The sequence below is a fragment of the Paraferrimonas sedimenticola genome (genome assembly GCF_002282855.1).
Classification (GTDB): Bacteria; Pseudomonadota; Gammaproteobacteria; order Enterobacterales; family Shewanellaceae; genus Paraferrimonas; species Paraferrimonas sedimenticola.
Window position 1 is genome coordinate 161,797 of sequence record NZ_NRIR01000008.1, and the last position, 20,881, is coordinate 182,677.

The 20,881-nt window shown below is 49.8% G+C and carries 16 protein-coding genes; 10 read left to right on the top strand and 6 right to left on the bottom strand.

What is annotated here, in order from left to right:
- The first annotated feature begins 257 nt into the window (after positions 1–257).
- Positions 258–1,199 carry a DUF4115 domain-containing protein gene (locus CLC93_RS14595; RefSeq protein WP_095506724.1) on the top strand — a complete coding sequence of 314 codons (942 nt, stop codon included), beginning with the start codon at positions 258–260 and terminating at the stop codon, positions 1,197–1,199.
- A 23-nt stretch (positions 1,200–1,222) separates the two neighbouring features.
- Here the strand turns inward: CLC93_RS14595 and CLC93_RS14600 are convergent, their stop codons facing one another.
- From CLC93_RS14600 to CLC93_RS14615, 4 genes are all read right to left on the bottom strand, one after another.
- Positions 1,223–1,600 (bottom strand): rhodanese-like domain-containing protein, encoded by a 378-nt coding sequence (locus tag CLC93_RS14600; protein ID WP_095506725.1) that lies wholly within the window; start codon positions 1,598–1,600, stop codon positions 1,223–1,225.
- A gap of 9 nt (positions 1,601–1,609) precedes the next feature.
- Positions 1,610–3,295, bottom strand: a complete 1,686-nt coding sequence (locus tag CLC93_RS14605; RefSeq protein WP_425439859.1) for an NAD-dependent malic enzyme — start codon at positions 3,293–3,295, stop codon at positions 1,610–1,612.
- A gap of 79 nt (positions 3,296–3,374) precedes the next feature.
- Positions 3,375–3,905: a non-heme ferritin gene (gene ftnA / locus CLC93_RS14610; protein ID WP_095506727.1), complete on the bottom strand. Its 531-nt coding sequence runs from the start codon at positions 3,903–3,905 to the stop codon at positions 3,375–3,377.
- Between the two features lie 247 nt (positions 3,906–4,152).
- Positions 4,153–4,899, bottom strand: coding sequence for a class I SAM-dependent methyltransferase (locus CLC93_RS14615; RefSeq protein WP_211286882.1), 747 nt, complete (start codon positions 4,897–4,899; stop codon positions 4,153–4,155).
- A 147-nt stretch (positions 4,900–5,046) separates the two neighbouring features.
- Between CLC93_RS14615 and CLC93_RS14620 the strand changes: the two genes are divergently transcribed.
- The gene (locus tag CLC93_RS14620; RefSeq protein ID WP_095506729.1) at positions 5,047–5,559 is read left to right on the top strand and encodes a hypothetical protein; all 513 of its coding nucleotides are present in this window, start codon (positions 5,047–5,049) and stop codon (positions 5,557–5,559) included.
- Between the two features lie 459 nt (positions 5,560–6,018).
- Here CLC93_RS14620 and yihA read toward each other — a convergent pair whose 3' ends face one another.
- Positions 6,019–6,660 carry a ribosome biogenesis GTP-binding protein YihA/YsxC gene (yihA, locus tag CLC93_RS14625; RefSeq protein ID WP_095506730.1) on the bottom strand — a complete coding sequence of 214 codons (642 nt, stop codon included), beginning with the start codon at positions 6,658–6,660 and terminating at the stop codon, positions 6,019–6,021.
- Positions 6,661–6,832: 172 nt separating this feature from the next.
- Between yihA and CLC93_RS14630 the strand changes: the two genes are divergently transcribed.
- From CLC93_RS14630 to CLC93_RS14665, 8 genes are all read left to right on the top strand, one after another.
- Complete coding sequence (locus tag CLC93_RS14630) at positions 6,833–7,471, top strand: c-type cytochrome (RefSeq protein ID WP_095506731.1); 639 nt, start codon at positions 6,833–6,835, stop codon at positions 7,469–7,471.
- 250 nt (positions 7,472–7,721) lie between these two features.
- The gene (locus CLC93_RS14635; protein WP_095506732.1) at positions 7,722–9,674 is read left to right on the top strand and encodes a multiheme c-type cytochrome; all 1,953 of its coding nucleotides are present in this window, start codon (positions 7,722–7,724) and stop codon (positions 9,672–9,674) included.
- A gap of 369 nt (positions 9,675–10,043) precedes the next feature.
- On the top strand, positions 10,044–12,077 hold the full coding sequence (locus CLC93_RS14640; protein ID WP_245837170.1) for a multiheme c-type cytochrome: 2,034 nt from the start codon (positions 10,044–10,046) through the stop codon (positions 12,075–12,077).
- Positions 12,078–12,405: 328 nt separating this feature from the next.
- Positions 12,406–14,352, top strand: coding sequence for a multiheme c-type cytochrome (locus CLC93_RS14645; RefSeq protein ID WP_141237406.1), 1,947 nt, complete (start codon positions 12,406–12,408; stop codon positions 14,350–14,352).
- Positions 14,353–15,212: 860 nt separating this feature from the next.
- Entirely contained in the window at positions 15,213–15,878 is a 666-nt protein-coding gene (locus CLC93_RS14650) for a class I SAM-dependent methyltransferase (RefSeq protein ID WP_095506734.1), read from the top strand.
- An 11-nt stretch (positions 15,879–15,889) separates the two neighbouring features.
- Complete coding sequence (yihI, locus tag CLC93_RS14655; protein WP_095506735.1) at positions 15,890–16,435, top strand: Der GTPase-activating protein YihI; 546 nt, start codon at positions 15,890–15,892, stop codon at positions 16,433–16,435.
- A 204-nt stretch (positions 16,436–16,639) separates the two neighbouring features.
- A complete protein-coding gene (gene hemN / locus CLC93_RS14660) occupies positions 16,640–18,016 on the top strand; it encodes an oxygen-independent coproporphyrinogen III oxidase (protein WP_095506736.1) in 1,377 nt (458 codons plus the stop codon).
- A gap of 265 nt (positions 18,017–18,281) precedes the next feature.
- Positions 18,282–18,629 (top strand): DUF3718 domain-containing protein, encoded by a 348-nt coding sequence (locus CLC93_RS14665; RefSeq protein WP_095506737.1) that lies wholly within the window; start codon positions 18,282–18,284, stop codon positions 18,627–18,629.
- Here the strand turns inward: CLC93_RS14665 and CLC93_RS14670 are convergent.
- Positions 18,626–20,824, bottom strand: a complete 2,199-nt coding sequence (locus CLC93_RS14670) for a winged helix-turn-helix domain-containing protein (RefSeq protein ID WP_095506738.1) — start codon at positions 20,822–20,824, stop codon at positions 18,626–18,628. The genes CLC93_RS14665 and CLC93_RS14670 overlap by 4 nt on opposite strands.
- Positions 20,825–20,881 lie beyond the last annotated feature (57 nt).

Genomic DNA, 20,881 nt, shown 5'->3' on the forward strand with positions numbered 1-20,881 from the left:
ATTTTAAGCGAATATAAAAACCTTAAAGCATGACATTAAGGTTCGTTTTAAGAGGGGAGTAATCAAGGTCAGTAGTGGCGAAGGTCGCTTCGACAGGGTGAAACCGCATTGATCGCGACGACATCACACTGTTTCCGCATTTTATCGACGCATCGCTCACTAAAAACACACATTCGCGCAATAATTGGCCATCCCATCAAGTGCTGTTCAGGGTTAGCCTGATAGCATCATGGTAGGAAACCCTAATAAGGTGAATTATGCGATTGGTAACAAAGGCGATAAGTCTGCTCTTTGCGACGTCTTTGACCCTGGCTGCGCATAGCTGGGCAATGGATGATTTTGGCGATTTTGGTGACTTTGGTGATTTCGGTTATGAGCAAATGGCCGAGCCTGTCCCTATGCCTGAACCTATGCCAGTACAACCTGCCTATGAAGCGGTAGCAGAGCCCTTGCCGGCGGAGCCCGTTTACCAAGAGCCTGAATACATGCCCGAAACTCAGCCCATTGAGCCTGAGTACGAGGCCATTGCCGAGCCGCTTCCAGCGGAGCCCGAATTTGAAGCTATCGCTGAGCCCCTGCCCGAACATTCTATTGACAATCTCGACCCTGAGTACGGCGTTACCCCGCCAGAAAGCGTAGACCCTGATTACACAGTAATTCCGCCGGACGAGATTGACCCAGATTATGGCGTGATGCCGCCGGGAGAAATAGACCCTGACTATGGAGTGGTGCCACCGGGAGAAATAGACCCAGACTACGAAGTATATCCGCCGGAAATCGACCCAGATTGGGAAATCTACCCGCCGGAAATTTTACCGCCCGTCATCGTTGTGCCGCCGCCAATTTGGTGGTTGCCAGACCCTTGGTACCCGTGGTGGCCAATTGGCATTTACGGAGCGACCCGTATTATTGATGGTAAGAAGCACAGAGAAACCGTGCTCAGTCACGTTCGCTTAGAGGCCGACGAGGAAACTCGTGTGCGCGTTGCCGATAGTCGCAAAGAAGTACTAATGGATGGACAGATTCAAAGCGGTAATAAAATCACGCTGCAAGGTCGTCCGCCATTTGCGGTGACCTTGGGCGATAAGGATGCGGTACAAGTGTGGTTCGAGGGTAAACCAGTAGATTTGAGCGAAATGCCCGAAGGCCAGGTGGTCTACTTCCAGCTGCCCTTTGCTCACCCGAAAGCGCGCAAATAGCGCGCTTGATCAAACTGACAAAACTATTGCGCTGGGGTTTGCAAGGGCAACCCGGCTAAATTCCAGCCGCGAAACCCACCCGCCAGCGAATACACTTGACGGTAGCCCATCAATTGCAGGTTAAGCGCGGCCAACGCGCTGCGATAGCCGCCTCCGCAGTACAGCACCAACACCTGATCCAAGTCTGGATAACGCTTTTCCACGTCGCGCTCGATCACCCCTTTGCCGAGATACTCAGCATTGGGCAAGTGACTCACCGCCCACTCGCTCTGCTCGCGCACATCCACCAGCGTCATCGAGCGTGCTTCGCTCACCCAATCCTGGTACTGCGCTAGGCTAATTTCCTGAATTTGCGCCACCGCCTGTTGGCACAGCTTTTCGAATCTCGGATTGTGCTGCATAGAGTCTCCTTAAAACGCGGTGCGTTTGTACTGACGATACTCTGGATGCCAGAAATTAGACTCGATGGCTTGGCCCAACTCTTCGGCACTCATCAGCTGAGCAATGCCCTGCGACATCGCGGTCTGCGCCACGGCATAAGCAATGTGCTTGCTCACTTGGTGAATCTCTTCAAGTGGTGGCAACAGTGGCCCCTCGCCATTCAGCGCCAATGGCGAGCACTCGGCTAAAGCGCGGCTAGAGGCCATCAGCATTTCATCAGTGACACGAGAGGCTTTCACCGCCAGTACGCCCAAACCAATGCCTGGGAAGATATAGCTGTTGTTGCACTGGGCAATCGGAACTATCTCCTCACCCAATACCACTGGCGGGAACGGACTGCCGGTGGCGACCAAGGCTTTGCCTTCGGTCCAAGACAGAATGTTCTCCGGCGTGGCTTCGACACGACTGGTAGGGTTAGACAAAGGGAACACAATCGGCTGCTCACAATGGCTGGCCATGGCTTTGATGATGTTCTCGCTGAACAAGCCTGGGGCACCTGAAACACCAACTAATACAGTCGGTTTGGCATTGTTCACCACGTCCAACAAAGACACATTGTCTTCGCTTAGCTGCCAGTCTTCGATAGCCTCAGGTGATTGGGTCAGTTTTTGCTGGAAGTCGAGCAGATTCGGCATGCCCTGTTGCAACAAGCCCCAACGGTCAACCATAAACACCTGCGAGCGCGCTTGGTCATCGCTAATGCCCTCGGCGACCATCTGCGCAATAATGGCCTCAGCAATACCACAGCCAGCAGAGCCCGCCCCCAAGAAGGTGACGCGTTGATCTTTGAGCTGAGTGCCGGCGGCCTTACACGCGGCCAGCAGCGAGCCCACGGTCACTGCCGCAGTTCCTTGAATGTCGTCGTTAAAACAGCAGATTTTGTCTTTGTAGCGTTGCAATAATGGCATCGCATTTTTCTGTGCAAAATCTTCAAACTGAATCAGCGCATCGGGCCAACGACGTTGTACCGATTGAATGAAGGCTTCCACAAACTCGTCGTACTCGTCACCACTAATGCGGTTGTGACGCCAACCCATGTACATAGGATCTTGCAGACGCTGTGGATTGTCGGTACCCACGTCCAGCACAACGGGCAAGGTGTAGGCCGGACTAATACCGCCACAACCTGTGTAAAGCGCCAGCTTGCCGATTGGAATCCCCATGCCACCAATGCCTTGGTCACCCAGACCCAAAATTCGCTCGCCATCGGTCACCACAATCACTTTAACGTTGTGACGGTTAGAATTATTTAGCACGTCATCGATTCTGTCCTTGTCCGGATAGCTGATGAACAAACCTCGGTTGCGACGATAAATGGTAGAGAACTGCTCGCACGCCATACCCACAGTTGGGGTGTAGATAATCGGCATCATTTCCGAGATGTGATTCTGAACCAGTCGGTAAAACAGGGTTTCATTGGTGTCTTGGATATTGCGCAAATAAATGTGCTTATCCATGTCGCTGCTAAACGAGGCGTATTGCTGATAGGCACGAGCCGCTTGCTCTTCAATGGTCTCAATGGCGTGCGGCAACAACCCCTCAAGATTAAAAGAGTCACGCTCTGCGGCAGTAAAGGCACTGCCTTTATTCAATAGAGAAGTTTCGAGCAACGCCGGGCCGGCGTAGGGGATGTAGATCGGGCGCTTGTTATCCACGACAAGGAATCCTGTAACTAAGAAAAGGCGGCAGTCGATTCGTCATCGACTGCCAATCCATTGATAATAGTCGCTATTATTATTCGGCGGTGCTTTCTTGCATGATTGACGGAGTCTCTTGACCCGCCATTGCAGCTAAGTCTTTGTCGATCAGGTATAGCGCCTGACCGTTCTCGCCCACCATTTCAATTTTATCGACGATAGACTTAAACAGCTTTTCTTCTTCGTGTTGCTCTGACACATACCACTGCAAGAAGTTAAAGGTTGAGTAGTCTTGATTGGTGAATGCTTCGTGAGCCAAGCCGTTGATGCACTTAGTGATCATTTGCTCATGCTCATAGGTGTATGAAAACAGAGATAACAGGCTGTCATACTTGGCTTGAGGAGCGTCGATGCCACCAATGATTGGCATAGCGCCAGTCTCGCTAACATAGGTGAATAAACGGCGCATGTGCTCCATTTCTTCATCGGCGTGGGCGCGCAAAAACTCAGCCGCTCCCTCGTATCCTTTGTCTTCACACCAGGCGCTCATTTGCAGGTAAAGATTGGAAGAAAAGAATTCTAGGTTAATTTGCTCGTTTAAACGGCTAACCATGTTTTCTGACAGCATCAGAGTGTACCCCTTTAACAGTGATCCGATAGGTGTTTTTTTCTAACTGGCATTGTTGTGAAAGGGCGTAGGAAAATCAACCATTAAAGGTGGTCTTTCATGGATCTTGGCTTACATAGTACTTTTTTCTTGTTTGCCGCACGGCCACATTTGGTGCAAATGAACTTAGGGTCCTCTACAAAACTCAGTAATAGCTCAAACTTGGTTTGATAGGCGCTTTTACTCCACTTACAAATCGCCTTGTCGCTCATGACTCTCCCGCTATCGGTTTTTGAATAATGTACAAATCAAATCGATTCTTCTTGGTTTCGATTTGGCTATCGGGTGCTTGCTCGGCCATAGGCGAAGCATAATCCGGCCGTTTTACCACCACACGCTTAAGTGCTGCTTGCTTGGCCGCGGCCAGTAAAGCGTCCGAGTCAAGGTCAGCGCCCACTAGCCCCTGGAAGATGGCCATTTCCTTTTTCACCTGAGCCGACTTCTCGCGGTGGGGGTACATAGGGTCGAGATAGACCACATCCGCCTGCGCGCCAGAAACTAGATAGTCAGGCCCTTGCGAGTGCACCAGACGCATACGCTCGCTTACCCAAGCTCCAATGTCTGCATCACTTTGGGCGCGTTTTAGCCCATCGGCCAGCAAGGCTGCGACAACCGGGTGACGCTCCACCATGGTGACCTTGCAACCTAAGCTCGCCAGTACAAAAGCGTCGCGACCTAACCCAGCGGTCGCATCGATGACACTGGGGTTAGCACCTTTTTTAAGCCCCACCGCCTTGGCTATCGCCTGGCCGCGCCCGCCACCAAATTTACGACGATGGCCCACGGCACCGCCGACAAAATCCACCACAACCGGCTTCATTTTAGCAAAATCGCGCTGAATCAGACCCAGACAATTGTCTTGATAAACCAAGCTATAGGGCGCTTCTGAGTCATGGCACAGGGCAAACTCATCAGTCAGTGCATTCCGCTGTTCAGAGTCTAGCTGCAGATTGATTGCGACACGGGTCACGATTCGATTCCAAGGGATGAAAAACTCAATATTATGCCTTAACTATCGACTATGCATTAGCAGTTTCTAACGGCATACTGCGCTGTGATTCACACAAGAGCGAGAAACTCACCTTTGAGTTTAGAAAAATCTATGACTTCAAAAAAATCTATGACGTCGACAAAACTGCTTTGGTTGCTAGCAAGCATTTGCGCGTTAACCGAAGCTCTGCTTTTCGGACTAAGCCAATACTATCAACTCGCCTTGGGCACTTGGGTCGATTGGTTTCGCTTGAGCAACCTCGCTCTACTGTTTGCCACCGTGGTGCTGGCTCTAACTCAACACAAGGGACAGCTGGCACTAATTGGCCTGGCGCTTATCGGCGCGCTCAACCTTTCACTGGCGCTTCAGCAAAGCCATACCAATCAACAGATTCAACATTTTCAGGCCCAGGCGGGCGTTGAAGAAGGCGCCTGCGCATTAAACTTTGAGGCGCCCGTTTACCCAAGTTGGCTGGAGTATTCAGGGGAGTGCTCTAGCCTGGTTAAAGTGTACGGCATCGAACTCAGCCAGCTACTGATATCACTGGCCGGACTGGGCTTATTAATACTTGTTTTTGCTAATATAAGGCAGATTCAGGTTCGGTTCAGTAAGCCGGGGTTATAGTTTATTCCAAGCAACATCAAGGCTAATTCAATTGCTTCTTTCAGACCCCTATTTGGGGTCTTTTTTTTGCCCTAAATTCCTATAGCTCGGTTCGATCACAGCGTTTGGCAACACTCGTTTATCAATTGAGATCTCAGATCACAGATCCCGTTTAAGAAACAGAAATTCGCTTGGTAATTGGTCAGGCCGCCCTTAGTCTTGAAGGCGAAGGGTTAAGGGTTAGTTTTATATCTTTCGATCAATGTATTTGCACTGGTGTGAGTGCATTCTAGAACCGCTTATTGTGGCGCCCTGTGGCTTATGCGACAGGGCTTTTTTCTGCCTTTAGTATTTTTTAGAGTATTTACTTTAAAAAGCGATCGCACCGATCTATAATGGCTTGGAGTCTTGTTAGCCAGTCCCCGATTTAGGCTGGTAATCGATTATTCGCCGAAGCTTTTAGCTTCGGCTTTTTTTTGCTTATTCTTCGGTGGGAGTGTCTTTAGCAGGCGCTTCGGGCAACTGGTAGTGTGCGGTTAACCAATTAATCAATTGGGGTATGCCTAGCTTTTTCAGCGACGAGAAAACTTCAACCTGAACCAAGTCAGCATACTCTTCATAATGCTTGCGCACTTTAAGCAGAGTCGATTTGCGCGCCCCCTGCTTCAATTTGTCGCATTTGGTAAGCAGCGCCAGCACTGGCAGGTGATTGTGGATCGCCCAGTCGATCATTTGTTGGTCGATGTCTTTAAGCGGATGGCGAATGTCCATTAACACCACGATGCCACACAGTGACTCGCGATCTTGCAGGTACTCAGACAATGCCGCTTGCCACTTTTCTTTTAGGTGCAATGGCACTTGGGCAAAGCCGTAGCCCGGAAGATCGATCAAGCGGCGATCTTGGTCTAGCTCGAACACATTGATCAATTGGGTACGTCCAGGCGTTTTAGAAGTACGCGCAAGACTTTTCTGTTGAGTTAAGGCATTTAAGGCGCTGGACTTGCCAGCGTTCGAGCGGCCCGCAAAGGCAATCTCTATTCCTTTGTCAGCGCCAAGGTGACGAATGTCAGGTGCACTGGTCAAAAATTTGGCCTGACGAAAGTCGATAAAAGAGGTTTCCAAACTTAACTCCAACCGAAAAATGTATGAGGGGTGCTAATTCTGCGTAACAAATGCTTACTTTTGACAAATTTAGTGTAAAATATGGCGCAGATCACGAAATCCCTATATTAACACGCTTACCGCAGCGCGAAGTAAGCTCAAGATAATAATCCTAAAAAGAAGTTGGAACGCTATGAAAAAGTTAGCCCTTACTCTCTCTGTGATTGCCGCCATGTCTGCTCCTGCGATGGCTGCGGATGATGCCAAAATCGTCGGCAACGCCGAAGCTGGCAAAGCTGCCGCTGCCCTTTGTATGGCTTGCCACGGTCCTGACGGTAACAGCCCAATCGACATGTATCCTAAGATTGCTGGGCAGCATGAAGCATACCTAAATAAGCAATTAACCGAATTTCGTCTAGCTGGTAAAACCGGTGGCGCACAAGGCCGTATGGACCCTGTGATGCTAGGCATGGCTATGCCACTAACCGACCAGCAAATTGCTGACCTAAGCGCTTTCTACGCCTCACAAACAGGCAGCGAAAACCCAGCCGCTAAAGCCGACGAGCACGGCAAGCAGCTGTACACAGGTGGTGATGTAAACCGCGGTATTACTGCATGTATCGCTTGCCACGGTCCTAACGGCGAAGGCGTTGAATTGGCTGGCTTCCCAGCGGTTGCCGGTCAGCATGTGGCTTACACCAAAGGTCAGTTAGAAAAGTTCCGCGACGGTCAGCGCAACAACGACCTGAACGGCATGATGCAAGACACTGCCAAGAAACTGTCAGATGAAGATATTTTGGCCCTGTCAAACTATATTGGCAGCCTTAAATAGCTGACAATATTTGGCAACAAATGACCAACAAAAAAGAGTGACTTACGTCACTCTTTTTTTTGCGTCTGATCCGCGGTTGGCCAACTGGATCCCAGCTTAATTGCGAAAAATTTCACCAACTTCAAATAATTGATCCCTATCACCTTAGTAGTAGGAACTTGTTAATAATATCGAGCCTGCGTTTGGAATTATTCAAACTTTTTCTAATAAAAACATAAATTAGATTTTACTAAACCTTGCAGGGGTAAGTATGAACAAGAAACTATTATGGGTAGCCATGTTTGCGGCGGCGGGATTAGCTGGCTGTAACGACGGCAAGGACGGCCCACAAGGTCCTCAAGGACCGCAAGGCCCAACCGGCCCAGTAGGCCCAGGTGTTACACCACCAGTGGCTGAAATCATCAATGACACTAACGTCAATATCATCGGCTACGAGCTAGGTGACAATGTCATCAGCTTCGAATTCCAAGTAACCAACGAAGAAGGCCTTGCCGTAGACAAGCTAAACCGCGCTTACGCGAAAGTAGCTTCTGTTCAAGACGGCGGTTTGGGTACTCCTCGTGACGGTGGTACTGGCTACTACAGCCACAAAGAAGGTCGCTACGGTCCGGAAATGACCGAAGGCGCGACTTTAGAACAAACCGAGACTGGTATCTACAAGTTCACCACTCCAATCTCTGTAACTCCAGATATGGATGCTCACATTTCACTGCGCGTGGGTGGCGATGTAATCCCGTCAACTCCGTACCTGATTGTACGCACATCCGAAGCCTTTGCTAAGACCACTACCGATTCAGGTTGTTTTACATGTCACGAAAGCTTCAACGAAAATAATCCAGACTGGTACTACGGTGCTCACGCCAATGACTACATGGGCGAGTACAGCAACTTGTTCGACGACAAAGAAGGCCAAGTTGCTTTTGTTGACAGCTGTATGAACTGCCACAACCAAATCACCAAGTCGCCAAAAGACGACAACGGTGACTACGTGCCAGGTGTTGGCGGCTACGCTACCAACACCATGCAGAAAATCGGTCACGTAAACCACAAAGAATTCGTTGCAGGTTTTGACGGACTGAATTGTACTTCTTGTCACGTGGACCAAGCGATCACTATGCCAGAAGGCGGGCGTGGTTGTTCTGACTGTCACTCAAGCATGGGCTCTAGCTCATTTGCAGCTGATGCAGACTACCGTGCGATTCACGAAGCTAAGCACATAGACAAACGCAAGCAGTTGCTTCAAGACAACGCATTCTCTGTAGAAGTGATTCAAAATCGTAAAGGCGAGTGGTGTAACTATGTTACCGCGAAGCCTGGTGTTGATTTGCAAACTATGTACGAGAACAATGAGTTCTATTTGAGTACTTACCTTCATAGCTACGACGCTGATAACAAGTTGTTTGTAAACCGAGCTTTGCACAACCGTACGGCTCCGAAAACCGTCGAATTTGAACCAAGTCGAAATGTAATGGCTATCTGCTGGATTGCAGAAGAGTACTTCAATGATGACCGTGAACTTCAACCTGCAGAGCCAGGAGCTTGGTTGCCAGGTTATGACCTCGCTGGTTCAGTACGCTTGACCTGGACTGACGTTACCGGTGACGGCAAGAACGTCATGGTTCATGCAAACTCTCACGAAATTCGCAATGTAATGTCGGATGAAAGCTGTACTGGTTGTCACAACGCCGCGCACACTCTTGAAGATATCTTCATGTACGATAAGGGTGACGGCACGGCGAAAACCAAACCTCACGCTACCTATGGCGGTCTGAGTGAAGGTGGTCTGGGCTGTATCGCCTGTCACAACAGCGGCATGACCCGTGGCGAATCAGCAGGTTGGGGTCCAATGATCCACGACTTCCACTTCGGTGCAAAAGCGAAAGAGCGTGGTGCATTTGATTCGACCAAAGCTTCTGCGGATAAGTTAGACGGTGCAAACTGTAAAGCTTGTCACAGCGATGGCGTGGATCTAAATGACGTTCCAGCTTTCTATATGCTTGTTAAGAACAGCGGTAGCAAAGCACCTATCTCAGCCAACTGTACTAGCTGTCACACCAGTGATTCAGCCAAGGCGCACGTTGAGCTAAACGGTGGTGATTTGAACTCAAGCTCTGACAACACTGTTGAAGCTCAAGAATCTTGTGCTGTTTGTCACGCTGAAGGCAAGTCCTTTGGTATCGACAAGTTCCACAATGTTAACTAACAATAATAGTTAACCAAACCAAAGCCCCGATCCTTGGATTGGGGCTTTTTGATCCTCTCCAACGCCAAAGCTAACGCCCGGTTAATTTGTAGCCGCTCTGTTACTGATTTAGCGTAAAACAAAACACTTAGGCCTAAGTGATAGCCATTACCACTCTCAAACTGTGACATTCGTCACACGCGGCTGTTCAGTTGTTAATCGATCTGCCTAAGGATTAACAGATCCCGCCGGATTTGTACCCCTTTCGAGATAAAGTTGAAGCAGATCACGTCAAAAAACGGGTGCCTTGATAGGATTCCGACAGATTCGCAGTAAAAGCAGGAGCTTAACTGCTGGTCAATAACAATGAAAACTATGCAGGGGTTCACGATGAACAAAAAACTATTATGGGTAGCTATGTTTGCTGCTGCTAGCTTAGCTGGCTGTAACGGCAAAGATGGAGCACAAGGTCCTCAAGGTCCTGAAGGCCCAGAAGGTCCAGAGGGTCCAGAAGGCCCAGGTCAGGTTGTTGAGTCTTCCGAAGTCACCAATCTACAACTTATCGACCACATGATTGAAGACGGCAAAGTCACTGTCGAATTCAGCATTGCAAACGAAGACGGCGTTGCTATCGCCGGTCTACAAGACGCTTCTATTTACCTAGCAGCAATGACTGAAAACGGTATTCAACGCGCCCGTGACGGCAGCGTAGGTGGTGCCGTTAAAGCGTCTGACGAAGGCGCAACTCTGACCATGACCGATGCCGGCATCTATCAGTTTGTTGCTCCAATGGCTTCAGTTCAGTCGGACACCGACGCTCTGATTCGTCTGCAAGTTGGTGGCGGTGAAAGTGAAATCGCTTCTACCCCTTACACCATCATTGCTAAGCCAGACAACTTGCATACTACTACCACCGAGACATGCCACACTTGTCACGTTGACTATGCAACTTCTAAGCTTAAGCACCCATCACAGACTGCGTATGACCTTGAAGGTAATACCGACTTGCTTGGTGGTTGTATGATGTGTCACAACAATGTTCCTCGCGGCAAAGACGCTGACGGTAACTACGACAGCACCGGTGGCTACGCTAAGAACACCATGCAGAAGATTGGTCACATCAATCACCAAGAGTTTGAAAAAGACTTCACTCCTGCTAACTGTTATACCTGTCACGCTGAACCAGTAATGAACACTGATATTACTGGTAACGGTTGTACTGACTGTCACTCATACGAGTCAACTCAGATGCTAGCCTCTTCACTGGCTTCTTCTGGTCTAGACATTCGTGAAGTTCACGCTCAAAAAGTTGCTGGTATCAACGAGCGCAAAGAAGTTCGCGTTAACTACAAAACCACTACTGGCGCGCCTTACTGGGATGCTAACGTTCAAATTCCAACCAAGGATGCGGACGGTAATGACATCGTTCAAACTGGTGGTATTTGTACCGATTTGAGCCTGTTTGATGTAACTGGTGATACCGAAGTTCAATTGAATATTGCAGACCTTTATGCAGACCACACATTGACTTATGCGGGTGCATATATCCATGGTTACGACTCCGAGAACAAGACCATTGTTGGGCGTGCTATCGTCCGCAATACTCACGTTTACGAAGAACGTGAATCAGGCACTCGCTCTATCTGCTGGCCGAAGCTAGATGTTGGCTATGACAACGCTAATTTAGTTGCAAGTACTCGTACTACCTTCGGTCTTGGCGAGCTAGACGGTGACCTTGCTGGTTACACCGGTGGTACTCTGAAAACTAGTTTCTCCAAAGTAGTTTCTACTGATTTTTATGATGATGATCGAGTAGACGCTCCGAAGTTTGAAGAACAGGGCGACTATGAACGCCGTCACAACGTTGACGCAACTGCATGTACCGACTGTCACAACAGCGAAATGAACTACCACAAAAACGGTAGCTATCAAGAAGGCGGTTGGGATTGTGTCGCTTGTCACAACAACGGTCAAGACCGTCGCGCAGCATACTCTGGCCCAGGCTTCGGCCCAATGGTTCACAGCATGCACTGGGGTGAAGGTAACATGAACTCTGGTCGCAAGGTTGACGAAGAAGGCAACGGTGTTGCTAACTCTGCTGACCGTTTGAACGCGGACAACTGTGTGTCTTGTCACTCAGGTGGCATCGACCTGTACGCAGTACCTAACCAGTTCATCCTGTCCAAGGCAATCAATGGCGGTACTTCAGGTGTGATGACCAGTCCAATCACTGCGAACTGTTTTGCCTGTCACAGTGATGACCAAGCGGTTGCTCACATGACTCAGAACGGCGGTGAAATTAACATCGCAACTAACAAGTACGGTGAGTTCTGGTACGAAGCTTCTACCAACGAGTCTTGTGCAACTTGTCACTCGAACGGTAAGACTTTCGGTATCGACGCATTCCACAGATTTGAGCGCTAATACAGCTCAACAAGTGGCTCGGTAATTCAAAGTAGAATTAACTGAGGTTGAATCAAAAGGGAGCGATTTTCGCTCCCTTTTTTGTGTTCAAACTCCTCCACCACATGCCCCTCTGAAATTCCACGTGAAGCCGATCACAACTGCGCAACATAACACCTAAATTAGCTACCAATAAAGTAGTAGATCGGTCAAAATCTAATCAGAATCTAGCGCAAGGTGTAATGGCACCAGAATAGGTGCCGTCGCCTGTCGAGACTGTTGTGATGTTAGCTCTGCAGGCAACGCAGTTTGTGTTGTTTCGATAACGAAAATAATGCAGGGGTAAATCATGAACAGGAAACTACTATGGGTAGCCATGTTTGCCGGAGCAACTCTTCTTGGATGTAGTGACGGTAAAGACGGCGCACAAGGACCACAAGGTCCGCAAGGTCCTCAGGGACCCGAAGGCCCGCCAGGACCAGGTGCACCGCCACCGGTTGCCGAAGTCATCAATGACGTCAATCTCAACATTCTGTCTTACGAAATCGGCGACAATGTCATCTCATTCGAGTTCGAAGTCAGCAACGAAGAAAACCTTCCAATTGTTACGCTAAATCGCGCCCAAACCAAAGTCGCCTCGGTGCAAGAGGGAGGCTTAGGTACGCCGAGAATTGGCGGTACTGGCTATTACAGTGAAATCGATGGTCGCAATGGCCCAGAGATGACCGAAGGCGCGACCCTTGAGCAGGTTGAAAACGGTCGCTATAAGTTCTCAACACCAATTAGTGTCACGCCGGACAACGACGCTCACGTCACTCTGCTGGTTGGCGGGGACAAAATCCCTCAATCCAAGTACTACGTGATTCGCACGTCAGAGTCGCTGGCCAAGTCAACCGACGACATGGCGTGTATGAGCTGCCACGTCGACTATGCCAACACCCCAGCTACACACGCTCGCTACGTCGGTGTCTACTCCAACCAGATTGCTGACAAAGCCGGCCAGCCCGCTTTTGTTGACAGTTGCTTGGGTTGTCATGGACACCTGCCAAGAGCTCAAGACGAGAACGGTGACTATATTCCCGGTGCTGGCGGCTACGCCAATGCCACCATGCAGTTAATTGGCCACGTAAGGCACCAAAACTTTGTCTCAGGCTTTGAAGCCACCAACTGCATGAGTTGCCACCTTGAGCCAGTCACTCGCACTGACAGAGGCTGTGTGGACTGTCATGGCGATAACTTTGCGATTGCCTCTAGTGGCGTTGACTGGCGTCAACAGCACACCAAAGTGGCGCTGCGCAACGCTTGGTACGACGACAATCCGGTCACTGTTGGCGCTCCCGCGCTCAACCAATACAACAACTACTGTTGGGATGTGACCGTTGGCGAGATGAACCTCAAGGAAATGTACGCCGATGGTGCGGGTGATTTAGGCTTTAGTGCCTACCCACACACTTACGACGCACAGAACACTCGATTCTTGAGCCGTGGTACTCGTTCAGTGGCACCTTTGAGCTTTAGTGAAGACGGCAAGACTGCCACTTTGTGTACTCATTCCGGAAGCCCGGACGACTTGCCGGCCGATATCGACCCAACCATAGCCTTCACCCCGAGCGCAGCGTTTACTCAAGACGTCAACAATGGCTATCCAGTCACAGCCTCGGTTCGAGTCTATGTAAAAGGTGCGGTTGAGGCGGATGAGTACCTAACCGTCAATGGCAACGCCAATCCAATTCGCAATGTAGCGACCGATATGGCCTGCTCCACCTGCCATAACGGCGGTGCGCCACTGGGTTTGACCTATCGCGCCGAGCCTCGTACCAGCGAGTTTGATCACAGCCATTACGGTGCCTTCCAGGAAGGCGGCAAGGCTTGTATCGCTTGTCACCATTCAGGACAAGAGCGCAACATCTCTAGCGGCTTTGGTCCCATGATCCACGACGTTCACTTTGGCGCGATAGCTCTAGAGCGCGGCGAAAAGCTGCCAGAGCGCGCCTCAAGCGAAAAACTCAACGGCGCCCATTGCGTCTCTTGTCACAAGGATTTGGACTTGAGCGCAGTACCCGCGTTTGAAATGCGCAACGCCGCTGGCGGGCGCTCACCGGTATCCGCTAATTGCGTAGCCTGCCACAACTCGGATGCGGCCAAAGCCCATATGGTAAGCCAAGGCGGCTACTTTGATGTGGCGTCTGGTGTGGACGGTCGCGGTGACACCACAGTGCAAGCCACCGAGAGTTGTGCTGTCTGTCACGGTGAGGGCAAATCCAACGATATCGCTCTATTCCACAAACTGAATTAACAGAGCCTAGGGAGTTGAATCAAAGAGCCTGGCAAAGCGCCAGGCTCTTTGTCATATAATTGTCACAAATTCCGTAACCATTGAACCTAAATGGTTTTTGTGATGTAGGGCTGTTTTCTTCCTGTAGCTAGACCAAGATTATACATTTGTCCAATTTTGTGACGATTTTAACGGTTGACTCGAGCGTTAGGATGGGATAAAAATAGGACAACTTAACGCGAGCTACACCAAGTTTTAACAATGATGAACGAATCGGTGTGCTTGTGGTTGAAGTGAAAAAATAATAAATACAATAAACAACAATAAGATAGATGCTTCGGAACAATTGATCCTCAAAAATGTGAGGTTTATCGATTGCTAATTAATCTGGAGTCTTTATAGTAATCCCATCGCCAGCGAGTAATCGATCGATGGAATTACTTCCATCAAGGCGGCTTCTAACAAGGAATGCAGACTTCTAGGATTGAAATCTGCGGCACTGGATAGCTAATAGCGACGGATGCACCGGCAGGAAGCGCGTTATCAGGATGGTATTTGATTTATAAAACACGGATGGTTGATTTAGCGTCAAGCTGACGACTCTACGAAGCGTTTGTCTTCACCCGGTACCTACTGCCCTCGATGGCTTTAGGGAAAATAAAAGGTCAAAAAGACCGAGAACAAGAAACCAAGCACGGATAGCCGACAACAAAAAGATGGAATTGAGCCAGGATAGCTCGATTATTAGCAGGGATTCTTAATTAGCTTATGATGTTAGCAAGCATCTAATTCCGAAGGCGACAGGGTCTACTCTGTCGCCTTTTTTATATTTTCAGCTTGCGTATAATTAAACCCAATCATTGCAAGACCATAGGAACGCTATGCCGGCCTGCCCGCTTTGTCAGCACCCTCATACTGCAGCGTATCACCGCGACAAAAAGCGTCATTATCACCAATGCCAGCAGTGCCAGTTAGTGTTTGCCGACCCCAGCAGCTTGCTGCCGCCCACCGCTGAAAAACAGATTTATCAGCAGCACGAGAACTCGCCCGAGGACTCAGGGTACCGCAAGTTTTTGTCTCGCTTAGCCCTGCCTCTGATTGAGCGTTTGCCGCTGCAGCAACAAGGACTGGATTTTGGTTGCGGTCCAGGGCCAACCTTGAGCCTGATGTTGGAAGAGTCCAACCACACCATGGCCAACTACGACCCTTACTTCGCTCCCGATCGCTCAGTGCTGCGCCATCAATATGACTTTATTACCTGTACCGAAGCGATTGAACACTTTTATCGCCCAGGCCGCGAATGGCAGTTGCTGTGTAGCTTGGTAAAAGACAACGGTTGGTTAGCCTTTATGACCAAAATGGTGAAGAGCCCACAGGCCTTCGCCAATTGGCATTACAAAAACGACCCGACCCACGTCAGCTTTTTCAGCCGCGAAACCTTCGAGTTTCTGGCCAAACGAGACGGTTTTACGCTGGAATTTATCGGCCAAGACGTGATTTTGCTGCAAAAATCAGCAAACTTTGGTATAAAGCGCTCCCTGAGTTAAGAGGAAAGCCCATGTCACGCAGCAAGAAGTCGCGCAAAATTAATAGCAATGGCCCTCGCCTACAGCCCAAGGCTAAAGCGAAGTCAGTACCTGAGTCTAAGAAGAAAGGCAAAGGTCGCAAGTCTGGAAGCCGCGCGGATACCGCTCAAGCCAAGCCGCAAACTAAGGCCAATGCTGCGGTGGTCAAAAGTCCAATGCACGGCAGTAAGAAGCCGATTTCATTGGTTGCTAAGCGTCCTCAAACCCAAACCAAGTTGCCTGAAGCAGAGCGTCTAAACGAGACTCCACCAGAGCAGCGTTTGATGCAGCTGGAAAACGATCCGCGTCTTAATCGTTTGCTCGACAAAGCGGATTCGGGCGCCAAAATGTCCGCTCAAGATCGCAAGTGGATGAATGAGCAGCTAGACATTATCTCGGCGCTGATGGACCAATTGGGCATCGAAATTGACGAAGCACCTGATCACGAGCAAAACGCTAACCTCAGTGACGACGAGCGAATGTTAGCCGACTTCGACACCAGCTTAGACTCGCTACAAGACTTCCGGTCCGACAAATAATCACCTTTGTCTCATTTTGACGTTTTGGGTTGTGCGATGGCGCACAACTCCAAGGCTCCCTACTGGCACGATCCGCTAAATTACGCCAAAGTTTAGCCAACTATTCAGTTGCGTTTTTGCAACCGGGTTCAAAGTTCACTGAACGAAAATTCGGCATAATTCGCAATCTGCTAATTCAGACCAAATTACAAACGGAGGCAGGCCTTGCCTAGTTCGACACAAATTAGTTGGGATCAGGCCATGATCCAAAAGTATAACTACAGTGGCCCTCGCTACACTTCTTACCCAACCGCGTTGGAGTTTAACGAGGAGTTTGCCGAGACTGATCTGCTGACGGCCATTGAGTCGAGCGACAGCCGTAAGTTATCGATTTACCTGCACGTACCTTTCTGCCACAAGCTTTGCTACTACTGTGGCTGTAACAAGATCGTGACTCGCCACCAGCACAAGGCGGATCAATACATCGAGTACGTGGCTCAAGAAATTCTAAAGCGCGCACCATTGTTCAAAGATTACCAAGTAACCCAGATGCACTGGGGCGGCGGTACTCCGACCTTCCTAACCGAAGAACAAGTGGCTCGCGTCACTAAGCTGATTAAAGACAACTTCAACTTCGCAGAAGAAGGTGAGTTCTCAATTGAGATTGACCCGCGCGAAATCGAATTGTCTATGCTGGATACCCTCAAAGCGGCTGGCTTTAACCGTATCTCGGTTGGCGTACAAGACTTCGACAAAGAAGTGCAAAAAGCGGTTAACCGCGAGCAAAGCGAAGACTTCATCTTTGAGCTAATTGCCAAAGCACGCGAGCTGGGTTTCGTGTCCACCAACGTCGACCTTATCTATGGCTTGCCGCATCAGACGCCAGAGCGTTTTGCTAAGACCATTGAGCGCATTCTTGAACTGTCGCCAGACCGCTTGTCTGTGTTCAACTACGCACACTTGCCAGCGCGCTTTGCCGCACAGCGCAAGATTTACGATGAGCACTTGCCATCGCCACAGCAAAAGCTAGAAATTCTGCGTCAAACCATCGAAACCCTAACCGGTGCCGGTTATCAGTTCATTGGTATGGACCACTTTGCTAAGCCTGACGACACTCTAGCCAAGCTGCAACGCGCCGGTAAACTGCACCGCAACTTCCAGGGTTACACCACTCAAGAAGAGTGTGACCTGTTGGGCCTTGGGGTTTCGTCAATCAGCCAGATTGGCAACTGCTACGCGCAGAACCAAAAAGATTTGCGCCCTTACTACAGCTCAATCGACGAAAGCGGTCACGCGCTGTGGAAAGGTTGCTCGCTGAACCAAGACGACAAAATCCGTCGTGCGGTAATCAAGCAGCTTATCTGCCACTTCGAGTTAGACATGGCGACTATCGACGAGAAGTTTGGCTTGGTATTTGAAGATTACTTCGCCGAAGATCTGAAGTTACTGCAAACCTTCATCGACGATGAGCTAGTGACTTTGGAAGACCGCGTAATCCGCATTAGCCAAACTGGTCACCTGCTGATCCGTAATATTTGTATCTGTTTCGACGTTTACTACCGCGAGAAAGCTCGTCAGCAGCAGTTCTCTCGAGTGATCTAAAGCTTAAGAAACCGAACAAAGTCTTAAAACCCAGCCAAGCGCTGGGTTTTTTGTGGAAAGATAGCGCATAAAAATTCATCAGCCGAAACACTTTGAAACACGCAAGCCTCTGAGTTAAAACCAATTAAACTTTTTCATCAGGTTTTTAAGATGGCTTTTTAAGAATAATTATTGATTTAATTACGATTTAGATCAGGCTGCAGCTCTGCTTAGGGTGTTGACTTGAAGGTAAGCAATTTTTGCTTTCACTCAAGGAGAAACCATCATGAAGATTCGCACCTTTGCTATCGCCGCGCTTGTTGCTGCTACCCCACTGGCTCACGCTGAAGACAAACAAGCAATGAGCCCCTACATTGAAAATGCATTAATCGACGTATGTAAAGCCGCGATGAGCGACAACGTGTTCCGAATGAACAAAACCATTAAGAGCTATCGCCTGAAAACCAAGACTGTCGCACTCAAGGTGGTATGTAACGGTGAAGACATTACGACCTTTGCTGCAAACCAAGGTGCAAACCGCACTTCAGAACGTTTAGAGCGCAGTGTGGGTAGTGTGGGTATTCAAGACATCGCCATGCATCAAAAACTGCAGGTGACCTTTGATTTGGATTAATTTTGCACCAAGCCCTGAAGTTGGAGTCGCTTGCGCTGTTGGCTAAGCGACTCTTGTATGTAGGCCATCCACTGCGGGTAGCGAGGCGACGCCTCAAGTTGCAATAAAGCAGGATGCGGACCGCCGTAATTGACGTCATGCCAGCTCAACCAGCCCTCTGCTAGTGCCTCAGAAAAGGCCGCATGGGCTTTGTCCAGATCGCCATTGACCGTGTGCGCTATGACATCGACCACGCCAAAACCAGACACACCGACACGATTAAATCCTTCAATTCGTTCGAGCACCTTATTGGCGTGGGTCTGAGCCAAGGCATCATTACCTAGCTGATACTCGCTCCAAGCTAGATCAGCCAGTGCATCAAGGCGGCGCCCCAATTGATAGGGTTGCTGTTGCGGCGCAATTTGCAAAGCGTGCTGCAAAGAGCGACTGGCCCCCGAGAAATCCCCCGAAAGCATTTGCACTCGTCCCAACATATATTGGGCATCAAAGCTGTTATTCAGCGAAGCGTACATTTCAGCCACACCTACTGCATCGTGGTAGCGGCCTTGAATTAACAGGGTAATGGCACGGCGATAATAGTTAGCCTCTGCCGACTCATAGCTAAGGTCCGCCGAGTAGGTCTCTACTGCCATCTCCGGAAGATTGAGTGCAAACTGGCTGTCCGCCATCAAATACCGCCAGGGCTCAAACTCGTCGGCTTTTTGGATCAAGGAGATGGACTGATCAAAACGCCCTTTCCAAAAATACAGCCGCGTGAGTAGCTGTCGGCCAATGTCGTAGTGCGGCAGCATGGACACCAAATACTCCAACTGACGCACCGCATCGCCGTTTTGACCTAACTGACTGCGCAATCGCGCTTGCTGAAAGTTGGCTAAGGGGTAGCTGATATTGGAATCTGTGGCGTTTTGGTATTGGCTTAAGGCCTCCTCAAAACGCCCCTGAGAGCGCAACATGTTGCCAAGTATCACTCGAATTTCGGGGTCACTGCCGCGCATCGCCAAAGCCACGTTAAAGGACTCGAGCGCCAGCTCGTATTGGCCGAGCCGGCGGTAGTGGAGCGCCTGTAAAAACTGAAAACTGGCACTCTCACCATCCTCAACTTTGGCCTGCTGATATATCTCACCAAGGTTGGGCAGTTGATAACTGGACTCGTAGCTGGCTAGGCGAAAGTAACTGATCGCCAGCTCAGACAAAATCTCACCGCGGTCGGGATAGGTCACCCGCGCCTGCTGCAAAAGCTCGGCCGCGCTAATTAAGCTCAATACAGGGTCGCTGTCGACCGCTCGGCGAGTACTGCGCGCCTGATTAAGTAGCGCCAACACCTGTACTTCTTGCACCGATAAGCTAGCCATGTCTTTTTGCGACTCGCTAGAGACTTGAATAAAGCGCGCTATGGTACGACTGACCGTATTGACCAATTGTGGCCACTGGGACTCATCGGACTCAAACCCTTGGCTCCAAATCACCGCGCCAGAGTCTTGCTTTACAAAGCGCACATTGATCTGAATGGTGTCATTGTTGAGCGTTACACTGCCGTTAATCGCAAACTGCTGGTCGGGGTCTACTTGGTCGCGACTATTGCTGTTGGCAATTAGCACAGGAACTCGCATACCGCGCAGTTGAGACAATTGAGTGAGCACTTGCTCACCCAATACATTGGCAATGGTTTGGCTTTGATCGCCATTGTCCATGCCGTTAAAGGACTCAACTATTAGCGCGATAGGCTTATCACCTGTGGCTGGCTGAGCCTCGATGGACTGCCACCATAATGCACCACTCAACAGCGCAGCGGATGCCACTCCTGCACCAAGGACAAAAGGCCACCAGCGCCTGTGTTGTGTGGTCAAGGGCGCGCTAGGCTGCTCTAGCGCAAACGGATTTTCCGCCAGCTCCAGCATGTAGCCTTTCTTGGGAATGGTCTTAATGAAGTGGTGCTGCTTGCCATCATCGTGCAGCTGTTTACGCAGCACCGAAATTGCCCGCGTCAATCCATCGTCTGAGGCGTACTTTCGCTGCCACACGGCGTCGAGGAGTTGCTCCCTAGAAACCACTCGATTGGCATGTTGCGCTAGGAATACCAGCACCGCCATGACTTTAGGCTCTAGATGGACGGTTTCTTCATCGCGCTGAATCAATGAGCGCTCGGAATCGACTAACCATTCACCGACGTTGAAGATTATAGATTGATCACCCATGCATCCGCTCTAGCCAGTGTAATGTTCTAATTCTAGCTCAGCTAAAATTGGCAAAGA